The organism is Methylorubrum extorquens (assembly GCF_024169925.1).
GTDB lineage: Bacteria > Pseudomonadota > Alphaproteobacteria > Rhizobiales > Beijerinckiaceae > Methylobacterium > Methylobacterium extorquens_A.
The window spans coordinates 4203803-4218337 of record NZ_JALJXF010000001.1 but is presented as its reverse complement, the minus strand read 5'-3'; the positions used below and the strand labels follow the sequence as shown (position 1 = coordinate 4218337).

Sequence of the window (14535 nt, the reverse complement as noted above, 5' to 3'; positions counted from 1 at the left end):
GGACGATGCAAAAACAAGAACTTGAGGTGGCGCCGGCCTTCGGCGCCACCTCGGTGAATCAACAAGAACCGACAGGGGAGGGACCCATGGCCGCGAACGAGACGATCGAAACATTCCTCGACGGGCTCGCCAGCTCGGCTCCCACCCCCGGCGGCGGCGGGGCCGCCGCGATCTCCGGCGCCATGGGCGCGGCGCTGGTCTCGATGGTGTGCAACCTCACCATCGGCAAGAAGAAATACGTCGAGGTCGAGGCCGACCTGAAGCAGGTGCTGGAGAAGTCGGAAGGCTTGCGCCGCACGCTCACCGGCATGATCGCCGACGATGTGGAAGCCTTCGATGCGGTGATGGGCGCCTACGGGCTGCCGAAGAACACCGACGAGGAGAAGGCCGCCCGCGCCGCGAAGATCCAGGAGGCGCTCAGGACGGCGACCGACGTGCCGCTCGCCTGCTGCCGCGTCTGCCGCGAGGTGATCGATCTGGCCGAGATCGTCGCCGAAAAGGGCAATCTCAACGTCATCTCCGATGCCGGCGTCGCCGTGCTCTCGGCCTATGCCGGCCTGCGCTCGGCCGCGCTCAACGTCTACGTCAACGCCAAGGGCCTCGACGACCGCGCCTTTGCCGAGGAGCGACTGAAGGAGCTGGAAGGCCTGCTAGCCGAGGCGGGCGCGCTCAACGAGCGGATCTACGAGACTGTGAAGGCCAAGGTGAACTGAGCCGTTCGCGCCCCTGCCATCCTCGCGAGTGAGCGCGGGGCGATCCAGGGGCGCGACGTGTCCGGACGGGGCTCAAGCCCGCGATTGCGTCGGCTCCGCTTCAACAGAGCGGATGCGCATATCCTCGGCCCGACCCTGTGCCTTATCCTGAGGTGCCGCGAAGCGGCCTCGAAGGATCCTCCCGGGATCGCGTGGCCGCCGGACGATCCGTCGTCTCAGGCGGAGGCGGATGAGACGAGCCTTGTTATGCTCCGTCCCCGCACCGGACGATTCGCAGTTGAGAAGCCCGCTAAGTCTCTGACGGGCAAGCAAACTGAAGCACTACAAAAGAAAAAATTGAGAGCTGACCCGCTTCCCGAAAAGTAATTTTTCCGCGAAGGTCAGCCCAACAAAAACGACGGAAACGCGAAGGAGGTCTCGATGGACGTTCACGAGTACCAAGCCAAGGAGCTGCTCGCGAGCTTCGGGGTCGCCGTCCCGAAGGGCGCCGTGGCCTTCAGCCCGGATCAGGCGGTCTATGCGGCGACCGAGCTCGGCGGCTCGTTCTGGGCGGTGAAGGCCCAGATTCATGCCGGCGCCCGCGGCAAGGCGGGCGGGATCAAGCTCTGCCGCACCTACAACGAAGTGCGCGATGCCGCCCGCGACCTGCTGGGCAAGCGCCTCGTCACGCTCCAGACCGGCCCCGAGGGCAAGCCGGTGCAGCGCGTCTACATCGAGACCGCCGATCCGTTCGAGCGCGAACTCTATCTCGGCTACGTGCTGGACCGGAAGGCCGAGCGCGTCCGCGTCATCGCCTCTCAGCGCGGCGGCATGGACATCGAGGAGATCGCCGCCAAGGAGCCCGAGGCGCTGATCCAGGTCGTGGTCGAACCGGCGGTGGGCCTGCAGCAGTTCCAGGCCCGCGAGATCGCGTTCCAGCTCGGCCTCAACATCAAGCAGGTCTCGGCCGCGGTGAAGACCATCATGAACGCCTACCGGGCGTTCCGCGACTGCGACGGCACCATGCTGGAGATCAACCCGCTCGTCGTCACCAAGGACGACCGGGTTCTGGCGCTCGATGCCAAGATGTCCTTCGACGACAACGCCCTGTTCCGCCGCCGCAACATCGCGGACATGCACGATCCGTCCCAGGGCGATCCCCGCGAGGCCCAGGCCGCCGAGCACAATCTCAGCTATATCGGCCTTGAGGGCGAGATCGGCTGCATCGTCAACGGCGCGGGTCTGGCCATGGCGACCATGGACATGATCAAGCACGCGGGCGGTGAGCCGGCGAACTTCCTCGATGTCGGCGGCGGTGCTTCGCCCGACCGTGTCGCCACGGCCTTCCGCCTCGTCCTGTCGGACCGCAACGTGAAGGCGATCCTCGTCAACATCTTCGCCGGCATCAACCGCTGCGACTGGGTCGCGGAGGGTGTGGTGAAGGCCGCGCGCGAGGTGAAGATCGACGTGCCGCTGGTGGTGCGGCTCGCCGGCACGAACGTCGATGAGGGCAAGAAGATCCTCGCCGAGAGCGGGCTCGACCTCATCACCGCCGACACCCTTACGGAAGCCGCGCGCAAGGCTGTCGAAGCCTGCCACGGCGCCAAGCACTGACGAACGGGGGAGGAATCACGCCATGAGCATTCTCATCGACGAGAAGACCCCGATCATCGTCCAGGGTATCACGGGCGACAAGGGTACCTTCCACGCCAAGGAAATGATCGCCTACGGCTCCAACGTCGTCGGCGGCGTCACGCCGGGCAAGGGCGGCAAGACCCATTGCGGCGTGCCGGTGTTCAACACCGTCAAGGAGGCCGTGGAGGCGACCGGCGCCACCACTTCGATCACCTTCGTGGCGCCCCCCTTCGCGGCGGACGCGATCATGGAGGCGGCCGATGCCGGGCTCAAGCTCGTCTGCTCGATCACCGACGGCATCCCCGCTCAGGACATGATGCGGGTGAAACGCTACCTCCGGCGCTATCCCAAGGAGAAGCGCACGATGGTGGTGGGCCCGAACTGCGCGGGCATCATTTCGCCCGGCAAGTCGATGCTCGGCATCATGCCCGGCCACATCTACCTGCCCGGCAAGGTCGGCGTCATCTCCCGCTCCGGCACGCTGGGCTACGAGGCCGCCGCGCAGATGAAGGAACTCGGTATCGGCATCTCGACCTCCGTCGGCATCGGCGGCGATCCGATCAACGGCTCCTCCTTCCTCGACCATCTCGCGCTGTTCGAGCAGGATTCCGAGACGGAAGCGGTGCTGATGATCGGCGAGATCGGCGGTCCGCAGGAGGCCGAGGCCTCGGCCTGGATCAAGGAGAACTTCTCCAAGCCCGTGATCGGCTTCGTGGCCGGGCTGACGGCTCCGAAGGGCCGCCGCATGGGGCATGCCGGCGCGATCATCTCGGCCACCGGCGACAGCGCTGCGGAGAAGGCCGAGATCATGCGCTCCTATGGCCTGACCGTGGCGCCCGATCCGGGCTCCTTCGGCAGCACCGTGGCCGACGTGCTTGCCCGCGCGGCCTGAGGCACTCTCCGTCGGCGGCGCTTCTCCTGTCCAACGCCTCACCCTGAGGTGCCGCGACGCGGCCGCGAAGGGTCCTCCAGATCGCGGGCGATTCCTGGACGACCCTTCGAGGCTTCCGCTTCGCTCCAGCACCTCAGGATGAGGGTGAGGGTTGGGGCAAACGAGCACGAGGTCTCCATTCCGGCCTGCGGGGAGGAAGCGCCCCGACGATCGACTCAATCCGCCCGCCCGAAGGCATCAGCCTGCGGAACTCCGAAAAGAACCTCGCCAGGGGGGATCCCATGACCAAGATGCTGCACGCCCGGCCGTCAGCCGCGACCGACACGACCTTCGCGCCGCCGGTCATCACCGGCACGGCCACCGAGGACGCCCTCGAGATCTTGTTCCACGCCCTGCTCGACGTGGCCCGCCGCCACGATCCCGAGCTGGAGGACGTGCTGCACGGCCGCGCCGACATCTCGTCCTTCACGCCGGAGATGCTGGCCCGCGCGCTCCAGGTGCAGGGCATCTGGTTTCAGCTCGTCTCGATCGCCGAGCAGAACGCGGCCATGCGCCGCCGCCGCCATGTCGAGCGCGACCAGGGTCGCGAGGCGCTGAACGGCTCCTTCGCCAAGGTGCTGGCCGAGGCCTCCGCCCGGGGCATCGGCCCGCAGCAGATCCACGCGCTGCTGAAAGACCTGCGCATCCGCCCGACCATCACGGCGCACCCCACCGAGGGTAAGCGCGTGACGGTGCTGGAGAAGCTGCGCCGCATCTACCTCGTCCTGCGCGAGCTGGAACTGCCGCGCTGGACCGAGCGCGAGCGCAACGGCCTCATGAACGAGCTGCGCGACCAGATCGAGCTGATCTGGATGACGGGCGAGCTGCATCTGGAGAAGGCCACCGTCGAGCGCGAGGTCGCCTGGGGCCTGCACTTCTTCGACGAGACCCTGTTCGAGATGCTGCCCGAGGTGCTGCTCTCGTTGGAGGAGAGCCTCGCGCAGTACTATCCCGACGAGACCTTCGAGGTGCCGCCGTTCTTCCAGTTCGGAAGCTGGATCGGCGGCGACCGCGACGGCAACCCCTACGTGACCGCCAGCGTGACCCGCGAGACGCTTCAGCGCAACGCGCTGGCGAGCTTGCGCCGCTACCGCGACGGCATCACCCATCTCGGCCGGGTGCTGTCGATCACCGAGCGCTCGCTGCCGGTGCCGGAGACCTTCGGCCGCGAACTGGCGCACATGCTGGCCGAGTCCGGCGACGCGCGGGCGATCGCCAGCCGCAATCCCGGCGAGGCCTATCGCCAGTTCCTCTCCTGCGTGCTGCGCAAGCTCGAAGCGACGATCGCCCGCAACAAGGGCGCCCGCTCGGTTGGGCCGGATTATCCGAGCGCCGATGGGCTCATCAACGACCTGCGGACCCTGGAGAGGGGGCTGGCCGACGCCAAGTGCGGCGCGCTCGCCACCGACATCGTGCGGCCCGTGCGGCGGATGGTCGAGATCTTCCGCTTCTCCACCGTGAGGCTCGACCTGCGCGAGAACTCGACCCGCACCACCCGGACGCTGCACGCGCTGTGGAAGCTGCGCAACGGCGACCGCGAGCCGCCGGAGCTGGACTCGCCGGCCTGGAAGGAATGGCTGCTCACCGAGCTCGCCCGCCCGCGCACGCCCGAAACCTCGTTCGAGGATTTCGCCGACCGTCTGCCCGACGATGCGCGCGAGACGCTTGCCACCTTCGCCCTGGTCGGCGAGATGCGCGACACCCTCGACCGCGAAGCCTTCGGCGCCTTCATCCTGTCGATGACGCGCTCCACCGTCGACGTGCTCGGTGCCTACCTGCTCGCCAAGGAGGCCGGCATCTTCCTCGACGCGACGGGGACCGAGATCTGCCCGCTGCCGATCGTGCCCCTGTTCGAGACCATCGACGACCTGCGCGCCGCCCCGGCCATCATGAAGGAGCTGCTCGGCATCCCCGTGGTGCGCCGCTCCACCCGCTGGCAGGGCGGGGTGCAGGAAGTGATGATCGGCTACTCCGATTCCAACAAGGACGGCGGCTTCATCGCCTCGAACTGGGAACTCTACAAGGCGCAGGTGCGGCTGACGACGCTCGGCAACCATCTCGGCGTGCCGATCGCCTTCTTCCACGGCCGCGGCGGTTCGGTGAGCCGCGGCGGCGTGCCGACCCATCGCGGCATCGCCGCCCAGCCTCCGGGCTCGATCCAGGGCCGCTTCCGCATCACCGAGCAGGGCGAGGTCGTCTCGTTCAAGTACGCCAACCGCGGCACGGCGGCCTACCAGATGGAGCTGCTGGCGGCTTCGGTGTTCGAGCACGCCCTGCTTTCGGAGGGCACCGGTAATGGCTCGGGCAACGGCTCGCGCGCCGAATTCGACGATGCGCTCGAAGCGCTCTCGGGCGCCTCGCGCGCGGCCTATGTCAACCTGCTCCAGGCCGATGGGTTGGTGGACTACTTCCAGGCGGCAAGCCCGCTCGACGAGATCTCGCTGCTCAACATCGGCTCGCGCCCGGCCCGGCGCTTCGGCGCCAAGTCGCTCTCGGACCTGCGCGCGATCCCCTGGGTGTTCGCGTGGTCGCAGAACCGGCACGTCATCACCGGCTGGTACGGCGTCGGATCGGGGCTGAAGAGCTTCATCGACGTCCGCGGCGAGGCGGGCGAAGCCCTGCTCAAGCGCCTGTTCCGGGATTGCCGGGTGTTCCGCCTCGTCCTCGACGAGGTCGAGAAGACCCTGCTGATGGTCGATCTCGAGATCGCCCGCGACTATGCCGGCCTCGTCGAGGACGAGAGCATCCGCGCGCGCATCTTCGGGATGATCGAGGCGGAATATGCGCTGACACGGGAAATGGTCCTGCGGGTGTCCGGCGACAGCGAACTCGCCCAGCGCTTCCCGCAATTCAGTGAGCGCCTGCGCGGGCGGCTGCCGACCATCAATCAGGTCAGCCGCGAACAGGTCGAGCTGCTGCGCCGCTACCGCAACGAGGCCGACGAGGACAAGCGCGAGGCGGTGAAGTCCGCGCTGTTGCTGTCGATCAACTGCATCGCAGTCGGCTTCGGCGCGACTGGATAATGCATACAATCTCGGCGACGTGTTCCGGGCCCGGCTGGACGGCCGGCCCGGACGCGCGAGATAAACCATCGTCACGAAAGGTCGCCGCCGGCTTTCGGAAAACGACGATGCACTTCAAGTGCGGCACGCGACGCCAGAGCGTGACCGCGCAGACGACAAGACGGTCTCACAGAACGGAGGATTCCCGATGAGCTTCACCCTGATCCAGCAGGCCACCCCGCGCCTGCACCGCTCCGAACTCGCGGTTCCCGGCTCCAACCCGACCTTCATGGAGAAGTCGGCCGCCTCGAAGGCCGACGTGATCTTCCTCGACCTTGAGGACGCGGTTGCGCCCGACGACAAGGAGCAGGCCCGCAAGAACATCATCCAGGCCCTGAACGACCTGGATTGGGGCAACAAGACCATGATGATCCGCATCAACGGTCTCGACACCCACTACATGTACCGGGACGTCGTCGACATCGTGGAGGCCTGCCCGCGCCTCGACATGATCCTGATCCCCAAGGTCGGCGTGCCGGCGGACGTCTACGCCATCGACGTGCTGACGACGCAGATCGAGCAGGCCAAGAAGCGCGAGAAGAAGATCGGCTTCGAGGTGCTGATCGAGACCGCGCTCGGCATGGCCAATGTCGAGGCGATTGCGACCTCGTCGAAGCGCCTCGAGGCGATGTCCTTCGGTGTGGCCGACTACGCCGCCTCCACCCGCGCCCGCTCCACTGTGATCGGCGGCGTCAACGTCGATTACAGCGTGCTCACGGACAAGGACGAGGCCGGCAACCGCCAGACCCACTGGCAGGACCCGTGGCTGTTCGCCCAGAACCGCATGCTAGTCGCCTGCCGCGCCTACGGCCTGCGCCCGATCGACGGCCCGTTCGGCGACTTCTCCGATCCGGATGGCTACACCTCGGCGGCCCGCCGCTGCGCCGCGCTCGGCTTCGAGGGCAAGTGGGCGATCCACCCCTCGCAGATTGATCTCGCCAACGAGGTGTTCACCCCCTCCGAGGCCGAGGTCACCAAGGCCCGCCGCATCCTGGAAGCCATGGAAGAGGCCGCCAAGGCCGGCCGCGGCGCCGTCTCCCTCGACGGCCGCCTGATCGACATCGCCTCGATCCGCATGGCCGAGGCGCTGATCCAGAAGGCCGACGCGATGGGCGGCAAGTAAGCTCTTCACATGATCGACGGAGGATGGCCGGGTTCGCCCGGCCATTTTCTTTTGTGGGGGCCGGCATTCAGGCGCGGCCGTTCCACTCGTCTGATACGGTTTCTGCTTGATCCAAGCGGAAACAGGATCAGCCAGCCCGCGCGGCGACTGAGGAGGGTACCCCATCGCGCCAGCGCGATGGGATCCCGCCGAAGCCCAAATCCGCTATCCCGAAGGGATCGACCGGATTTGGTATGCACTGGCATCGACAGGCAGAGCCAGGAGCCCAGCGGCGCAACCGGCCAGAGCCGCACGGCTGACCCCGCCAAGCTGAGCCCCAGCACGCCCCGCCTCGACGGAAGCGAAAGCGCCGCGCCACCGTCGTCATTCGCCGATGCGCCGCTAACTATGCCGACGGGCACTGTTCCGCTCGATGTTCACATCCCGAGAGGCTCGCATGACCGCGTTCGATGCCGACCTGCGGAGCCTTTCGGCTCAGACGACTCTGTCGCGGCGCACTGTGATCGCCACGAGCCTCGCCACCGGCTTCGCGCTCGCGGCGCAGCCCGTCGCGGCACAGACCACCATCACCACGGATACGAGCGGGCTGATCGCGGGCGAGGTGAAGATCCCGACAGGGGACGGCGAGATCCCCGCCTACCGGGCGATGCCGAGCGAGGGCGGACCCTTTCCGACGATCCTGGTCGTGCAGGAAATCTTCGGGGTCCACGAACACATCAAGGACGTATGCCGCCGCTTGGCCAAGCTCGGGTATGTCGCCCTGGCGCCCGAACTCTATGCCCGGCAGGGCGACGTCTCCGGGCTCACGAACATTCAGCAGATCGTGAGCGAGGTCGTCTCCAAGGTACCTGACGCTCAAGTGATGGGCGACCTCGACGCGGCGGTCGCCTACGCCAAGGGGACGGGCAAGGCCGACACGGCCCGCCTCGGCATCACCGGTTTCTGCTGGGGCGGGCGCATCACTTGGCTCTACGCCGCGCACAATTCGAGCGTGAAAGCGGGCGTGGCGTGGTACGGGCGGCTCGTCGGCGACAGCTCGGCGCTGACGCCGAAGCACCCGGTCGATGTCGCCGCCGACCTCAAAGCGCCGGTGCTCGGCCTCTACGGCGGGGCCGACCAAGGCATCCCGGTCGCGACGATCGACCGGATGAAGGAGGCCTGCCGCGCCGCCGGCAAGACCTGCGAATTCATCGTCTTTCCCGATGCCCCGCACGCCTTCCATGCCGATTACCGTCCGAGCTACCGAGCGGAGCCGGCGCGGGACGGCTGGAAGCGGCTGCAGGACTGGTTCCGGCAGCACGGTGTGGCTTGAGGCCGATGGCGCCTCGCTCCAGGCCGGAGCGAGGCGCCGGACTTACTTGTCGTACTTGATGTAGGCGAAGCGCGGATCAGTCGGCGTGCCTTCCAGCCCGGCGCCTTCCGTGCCCGGCTGCCAGCCCACCACCTCCTCGATCTTCCGGGCCAGGGCAAAATCCTTCTCGGTGATGCCCTTGGCGGCGTGGTTCATCAGCCGCACCTCGACCCAGGCGTAGGATGCGGTGAGGTCGGGGTGGTGCCACGCGGCTTCCGCCAGATGGCCCACGGTGTTGATCACCATCAGCGTGCTCTTCCACGAAGCGGTCTTATAGGTTCGCCGGATCCAGCCATCCTCCAGCCGCCATTCCGGCAGCTCTTCCTTGAGTCGCCGCTCGACCGTGGCGTCGTCGAGGACGCCTTCACGCGCTTGAGTCATCGTTACCCTCCCTCGAAGAGGGCGAAAACCTGCTTCGGGACCGGCGCGCGCGCAAGCTCAGGATCGCAGAGATCGGACGCTTGCATGTCGCAGCGGAAACGCCAGGGCCGGCTGTGGACGGGGCGGGAGCGATTCCCTATTAAAAAATTCAACAGAAACTGTCCGCCTCCGCCGGGGACGGAACGGCCTGACCGATAATTCATGAGGACGCCCATGCTGTCACGGCGCGGAATGCTCGCGACGGCGGCTCTGTCGCTGGCGGCGGCGCTGCCGATGGGGCGCCGCGCGCAGGCAGCGGGCGAGACGTTCCGGCTCGGCGTACTGCCCTTCGGCACCGCGGCCTGGGAGGCTGCGATCATCAAGGCGCGTGGCCTCGACGCGGCCAACGGCTTCACCCTCGATATCGTCAAGCTCGCCGGCAACGACGCCGCCCGCATCGCCTTCCTCGGCGGACAGGTCGACGCCATCGTCGGCGACCTGATCTTCGCCGCCCGCCTCGGCAACGAGGGGCGGGGCGTGCGCTTCTCGCCCTACTCCACCACCGAGGGCGCGCTGATGGTGCCTGCCGGAAGCCCGATCACGGATCTGAAGGGGCTCTCGGGCAAGCGGCTCGGGGTGGCGGGCGGCGCGCTCGATAAGAACTGGATCCTGCTGCGGGCACAGGGCCGTGAGACGGCGGGGCTCGACCTCGAGAACGTGGCGCAGGTCGCCTACGGGGCGCCGCCGCTTCTGGCGCAGAAGCTGGAGACCGGCGAACTCGACGCGGCCCTGCTCTACTGGCAGTTCTGCGCCCGCCTCGAAGCCAAGGGCTTCAAGCGGCTGATCTCGGCCGACGACGTGATGCGGGCTTTCGGCGCCAAGGGTGCCGTCTCGCTGATCGGCTATCTCTACGAGGGCCACACCGTGGCCGACCGGGGTGAGGTGGTGCGGGGCTTTGCCCGCGCCTCGTCCGCCGCCAAGGACGCGCTCGCCAACGAGCCGGCCCTGTGGGAGACGGTCCGCCCGCTGATGGCGGCGGAGGACGACGCCACCTTCGCCACGCTCAAGCGCGACTTCCTCGCCGGCATCCCCCGCCGGACCATCGCCGCCGAGCGCGCGGACGGCGAGCGCATCTATGCGGCCCTCGACCGGCTCGCGGGTGCGCAACTCCTCGGCGTCGGCAAGAGCCTGCCGCCGGACCTCTATCTCGACGCCTCGGGCAACGGCTGAAGAGGCGCGATGACGGTCCTGGTCCGCTGACCCTGCGCATGGCCCTGCTCGCGCGCCTCCTCTCCCTCGCCGTCCTCCTCGCCCTGTGGCAGGGCGTCTCCGTTTATGCCGACACGCGGACTTTGCCGACGCCGAGCGCGGTGTTCGCGTTCATCCTGCGCGAGGCGCAGAGCGGCAGCCTGTTCTACAATGTCGGCGTCACGCTCGCCCGCGTCGCGATCTCGTTCGTGATCGCCATGAGCCTCGGTGTGCTGCTCGGCATCGCGCTCGGCCGCTCGCGCCTTGCCGACCGGCTGCTCGATACGCCGCTTCTCGTCGTCCTCAACACGCCGGCCCTCGTCATCACGGTGCTGGCCTATGTCTGGCTCGGGCTGACCGAGACCGCGGCCATCGTCGCGGTGGCGCTCAACAAGCTTCCGAACGTCGCCGTCATCATGCGTGAGGGCGCCCGCGGTCTCGATCCGGGGTTGGAGGAGATGGCGACGACCTATCGCTTCGACCGGCGGACCTGGATCGCCCATGTGCTGCTGCCGCAACTCCAGCCCTTCATGGTGGCGGCAGCGCGCTCCGGCATCTCGCTCGCCTGGAAGATCGTGCTGGTGGTGGAACTGCTGGGGCGTCCCAACGGGGTCGGCTTTGCGATCAACTACTACTTCACCCTCTTCGACGTCACCGCGGTGATCGGCTACAGCCTCGTCTTCATGAGCGTGATGCTCGCCCTCGATGCGCTCCTCCTCCAGCCCCTCGATGCCCATGTCCGCCGCTGGCGTTGAGTCCGCCTCCGGCGCTGAACCCGGCGCCGGGTCGGCGCCGCTGCTGACGGTGCGCGTGGACCGCAAGGTTTACCGCAAGGCGCGGACCGAAGCCGTCGAGGCCGTGTGCGGCCTCGCCTTCGAGCTTCATGCCGGCGAGATCACCTGCCTGATCGGGCCTTCGGGCGCGGGCAAGACGACGACCCTGCGCATCCTGCTCGGCCTCGACCGCGACTATGAGGGCAGCGTGACGCCCGAGCCCTCCGAGGCCGGCATCGCGATGGTGTTTCAGGACCCGCGCCTGCTGCCCTGGCGCACGATCGAGCAGAACGTGCGGCTCGGCCTGCCGCGCGCGCGCCGGGGGCGCGACCTCGACGGCCTGTTCGCGTCGCTCGGGCTCGCGCCATGGCGCGCGCATTATCCCGGCGCGCTGTCGCTCGGGATGCAGCGCCGGGTGGCGCTGGCGCGGGCGCTGGCCCTGGAGCCGCGCATCCTCGTTCTCGACGAGCCCTTCGTCTCCCTCGACGATGCGGCGGCCGCGTCCCTGCGCGCGCTGGTGGTCGAGGCGGTGGCCGGCTCCGGTACGAGCGCGCTGATGGTCACGCACAACGTGGCCGAGGCCATCGAGATCGCCGACCGCCTGCTGCTGGTCTCGCCCCGGCCCGCGCGGCTGCTGGCGAGCCTGCCCCTCGACCGGCCGCGCCGCGAGCGGGACCGATCTTGGGCCGACGCGACACGGCAGAGCCTTGCCGCGCGCTTTCCCGGCATCGTCGCTCAGTAGAATCACGTCCGAGAGAATCGTGCGCGGCCAAGGCCGCAGACGCGTCGGCAGCCCATCTGAGGCTGCCGCAGCCCGCTCTGCGCGGTCCGGTTGGGGATGGCTGCCATCTCTTAAGGATAAACGGAGCGGTTCATTGCAAAAAATTCCCGGCTGCTACGAGGCGGATCGAGCAGCCTGACGACCCTTCCAGCGCATCGGCGGAGGGTTGTCATGTTTGCAACGCGGCATCGCGAATGGGCATCTGTGGCACCGAAGGCAGGAATTAAAGTGCCGCTGACGCATGGGGGGTGGGAAAATTTGGTCATACCATGCGGTGGGCGCATCGGTGTTGCTGGTAAAGGGTTCGAGCTCGTCAAAACAAACTTGAGAAGTGTGCGCCGCCCATCAAATTGTGCAGCGCAAAAAGCTGAATTTATCCGGCAAGTTTCCTGATAAAGGCCGATGCGAGTGCGACATTCGACACACGAAAGCGAGTTGACGGCGCCCGAAATTTTCTTAGAGTTCGTTCAAGCTTCGGTTTCGGGGAGCCGCTAAGGGATGCGGACCCAGCCGGGTAAGTCGCCGGGAACTATGGAATAATCCTAATTCCTGTGCGGCAGGCGCGAGCGGCCGGAGCGAATATCATCCCTGTCGCAAACAGCAGGTCAATCAACGGCGGGTAGCGGGCTGCTATTCGGCGGCGGATAAGACTTGTCGGAGGAATCCATGAGAGCGGTACATCTCCTCGCACTCGGTGCGGGTCTCGCGGCTGCAAGCCCGGCCCTCGCCAACGAAAGCGTTCTGAAGGGCGTCGCCAACCCGGCGGAGCAGGTGCTCCAGACGGTCGATTACGCCAACACCCGCTATTCCAAGCTCGACCAGATCAACGCCAGCAACGTCAAGAACCTCCAGGTCGCCTGGACCTTCTCGACCGGCGTGCTGCGCGGCCACGAGGGCTCCCCGCTCGTCGTCGGCAACATCATGTACGTCCACACCCCCTTCCCGAACATCGTCTACGCGCTGGACCTCGACCAGGGCGCCAGGATCGTCTGGAAGTACGAGCCGAAGCAGGATCCGTCCGTGATCCCGGTCATGTGCTGTGACACGGTCAACCGTGGTCTGGCCTATGCCGACGGCACCATCATTCTGCACCAGGCCGACACCACCGTCGTGTCGCTCGACGCCAAGACCGGAAAGGTCAACTGGTCGGTCAAGAACGGCGACCCGTCCAAGGGTGAGACCAACACCGCCACCGTCCTTCCGGTGAAGGACAAGGTCATCGTCGGCATCTCCGGCGGCGAGTTCGGCGTGCAGTGCCACGTCACCGCCTACGACCTGAAGTCCGGCAAGAAGGTGTGGCGCGGCTACTCGATCGGCCCGGACGATCAGCTCATCGTCGATCCCGAGAAGACCACGTCGCTCGGCAAGCCGATCGGCAAGGATTCCTCGCTGAAGACCTGGGAAGGCGATCAGTGGAAGACCGGCGGCGGCTGCACCTGGGGCTGGTTCTCCTACGATCCCAAGCTCGACCTGATGTACTACGGCTCGGGCAACCCCTCCACCTGGAACCCCAAGCAGCGTCCGGGCGACAACCGGTGGTCGATGACCATTTGGGCACGTAACCCCGACACCGGCATGGCCAAGTGGGTCTACCAGATGACCCCCCACGACGAGTGGGACTTCGACGGCATCAACGAGATGATCCTCACGGATCAGAAGTTCGACGGTAAGGACCGTCCGCTGCTGACGCACTTCGACCGTAACGGCTTCGGCTACACGCTCGACCGCGCCACCGGTGAAGTGCTCGTCGCCGAGAAGTTCGATCCGGTCGTGAACTGGGCCACCAAGGTCGACCTGGACAAGGGTTCCAAGACCTACGGCCGTCCGCTGGTCGTGTCGAAGTACTCGACCGAGCAGAACGGTGAAGACGTGAACTCGAAGGGCATCTGCCCGGCGGCTCTCGGCACCAAGGACCAGCAGCCGGCGGCCTTCTCGCCCAAGACCGGTCTGTTCTACGTCCCCACCAACCACGTCTGCATGGACTACGAGCCGTTCCGGGTCACCTACACCCCGGGCCAGCCCTACGTCGGTGCGACCCTCTCCATGTACCCGGCTCCGGGCTCGCATGGCGGCATGGGCAACTTCATCGCCTGGGACAACCTCCAGGGTAAGATCAAGTGGTCCAACCCCGAGCAGTTCTCGGCTTGGGGCGGCGCGCTCGCCACGGCCGGTGACGTGGTGTTCTACGGCACGCTCGAAGGCTTCCTGAAGGCCGTCGACTCGAAGACGGGTAAGGAACTGTACAAGTTCAAGACCCCGTCGGGCATCATCGGCAACGTGATGACCTACGAGCACAAGGGCAAGCAGCACATCGCCGTGCTCTCGGGCGTCGGCGGCTGGGCCGGCATCGGCCTCGCGGCCGGCCTGACCGACCCGAACGCCGGTCTCGGCGCCGTGGGTGGCTACGCGGCTCTGTCGAGCTACACCAACCTCGGTGGCCAGCTCACGGTCTTCTCGCTGCCGAACAACTAAGTCGCTTGCGACATAGAGCCTAAAGGATGCCGGCGCGGGAAATCGCGCCGGCATCTTTATGATTTTATGATTATGCTGTAGGGCCTGCTTGGTAGCCGCACAGATTA

General features: G+C 67.0%; 11 protein-coding genes. 10 read left to right on the top strand and 1 reads right to left on the bottom strand.

Going from position 1 to position 14535, the window contains the following annotated elements:
- The first annotated feature begins 86 nt into the window (after positions 1–86).
- The 6 genes from fchA to J2W78_RS19675 all read left to right on the top strand — a co-directional run bounded on the left by fchA (position 87) and on the right by J2W78_RS19675 (position 8755).
- Positions 87–713 carry a methenyltetrahydrofolate cyclohydrolase gene (gene fchA, locus J2W78_RS19700; RefSeq protein WP_253373299.1) on the top strand — a complete coding sequence of 209 codons (627 nt, stop codon included), beginning with the start codon at positions 87–89 and terminating at the stop codon, positions 711–713.
- 420 nt (positions 714–1133) lie between these two features.
- Entirely contained in the window at positions 1134–2306 is a 1173-nt protein-coding gene (locus J2W78_RS19695) for a malate--CoA ligase subunit beta (RefSeq protein ID WP_253373297.1), read from the top strand.
- 22 nt (positions 2307–2328) lie between these two features.
- Positions 2329–3219, top strand: a complete 891-nt coding sequence (gene sucD / locus J2W78_RS19690; protein WP_253373295.1) for a succinate--CoA ligase subunit alpha — start codon at positions 2329–2331, stop codon at positions 3217–3219.
- A gap of 281 nt (positions 3220–3500) precedes the next feature.
- Positions 3501–6281 carry a phosphoenolpyruvate carboxylase gene (locus J2W78_RS19685; RefSeq protein ID WP_253373293.1) on the top strand — a complete coding sequence of 927 codons (2781 nt, stop codon included), beginning with the start codon at positions 3501–3503 and terminating at the stop codon, positions 6279–6281.
- Between the two features lie 187 nt (positions 6282–6468).
- Positions 6469–7443 (top strand): HpcH/HpaI aldolase/citrate lyase family protein, encoded by a 975-nt coding sequence (locus J2W78_RS19680; RefSeq protein ID WP_253373291.1) that lies wholly within the window; start codon positions 6469–6471, stop codon positions 7441–7443.
- A gap of 436 nt (positions 7444–7879) precedes the next feature.
- Positions 7880–8755, top strand: coding sequence for a dienelactone hydrolase family protein (locus J2W78_RS19675; protein ID WP_253373289.1), 876 nt, complete (start codon positions 7880–7882; stop codon positions 8753–8755).
- Positions 8756–8797: 42 nt separating this feature from the next.
- On the opposite strand, the gene J2W78_RS19670 is transcribed toward J2W78_RS19675, so the two are convergent.
- Positions 8798–9175: a 4a-hydroxytetrahydrobiopterin dehydratase gene (locus tag J2W78_RS19670; RefSeq protein ID WP_253373287.1), complete on the bottom strand. Its 378-nt coding sequence runs from the start codon at positions 9173–9175 to the stop codon at positions 8798–8800.
- A gap of 213 nt (positions 9176–9388) precedes the next feature.
- Here J2W78_RS19670 and J2W78_RS19665 point away from each other — a divergent pair, with 213 nt between their 5' ends.
- From J2W78_RS19665 to xoxF1, 4 genes are all read left to right on the top strand, one after another.
- Positions 9389–10384, top strand: coding sequence for an ABC transporter substrate-binding protein (locus J2W78_RS19665; RefSeq protein ID WP_253373285.1), 996 nt, complete (start codon positions 9389–9391; stop codon positions 10382–10384).
- A gap of 38 nt (positions 10385–10422) precedes the next feature.
- A complete protein-coding gene (locus J2W78_RS19660) occupies positions 10423–11157 on the top strand; it encodes an ABC transporter permease (RefSeq protein ID WP_253373283.1) in 735 nt (244 codons plus the stop codon).
- A complete protein-coding gene (locus J2W78_RS19655; protein ID WP_253373281.1) occupies positions 11138–11917 on the top strand; it encodes an ABC transporter ATP-binding protein in 780 nt (259 codons plus the stop codon). The genes J2W78_RS19660 and J2W78_RS19655 overlap by 20 nt, the downstream gene beginning before the upstream one ends.
- Before the next feature lie 705 nt (positions 11918–12622).
- Complete coding sequence (gene xoxF1, locus J2W78_RS19650) at positions 12623–14428, top strand: lanthanide-dependent methanol dehydrogenase XoxF1 (RefSeq protein ID WP_253373279.1); 1806 nt, start codon at positions 12623–12625, stop codon at positions 14426–14428.
- Positions 14429–14535: the final 107 nt, after the last annotated feature.

Coding starts and splice junctions, on each gene's coding strand:
- J2W78_RS19665 (WP_253373285.1), top strand. CDS start 9,389: ATGCTGTCACGGCGCGGAATGCTCGCGACGGCGGCTCTGTCGCTGGCG.
- J2W78_RS19695 (WP_253373297.1), top strand. CDS start 1,134: ATGGACGTTCACGAGTACCAAGCCAAGGAGCTGCTCGCGAGCTTCGGG.
- J2W78_RS19675 (WP_253373289.1), top strand. CDS start 7,880: ATGACCGCGTTCGATGCCGACCTGCGGAGCCTTTCGGCTCAGACGACT.
- J2W78_RS19660 (WP_253373283.1), top strand. CDS start 10,423: ATGGCCCTGCTCGCGCGCCTCCTCTCCCTCGCCGTCCTCCTCGCCCTG.
- sucD (WP_253373295.1), top strand. CDS start 2,329: ATGAGCATTCTCATCGACGAGAAGACCCCGATCATCGTCCAGGGTATC.
- J2W78_RS19685 (WP_253373293.1), top strand. CDS start 3,501: ATGACCAAGATGCTGCACGCCCGGCCGTCAGCCGCGACCGACACGACC.
- xoxF1 (WP_253373279.1), top strand. CDS start 12,623: ATGAGAGCGGTACATCTCCTCGCACTCGGTGCGGGTCTCGCGGCTGCA.
- J2W78_RS19655 (WP_253373281.1), top strand. CDS start 11,138: ATGTCCGCCGCTGGCGTTGAGTCCGCCTCCGGCGCTGAACCCGGCGCC.
- fchA (WP_253373299.1), top strand. CDS start 87: ATGGCCGCGAACGAGACGATCGAAACATTCCTCGACGGGCTCGCCAGC.
- J2W78_RS19680 (WP_253373291.1), top strand. CDS start 6,469: ATGAGCTTCACCCTGATCCAGCAGGCCACCCCGCGCCTGCACCGCTCC.
- J2W78_RS19670 (WP_253373287.1), bottom strand. CDS start 9,175: ATGACTCAAGCGCGTGAAGGCGTCCTCGACGACGCCACGGTCGAGCGG.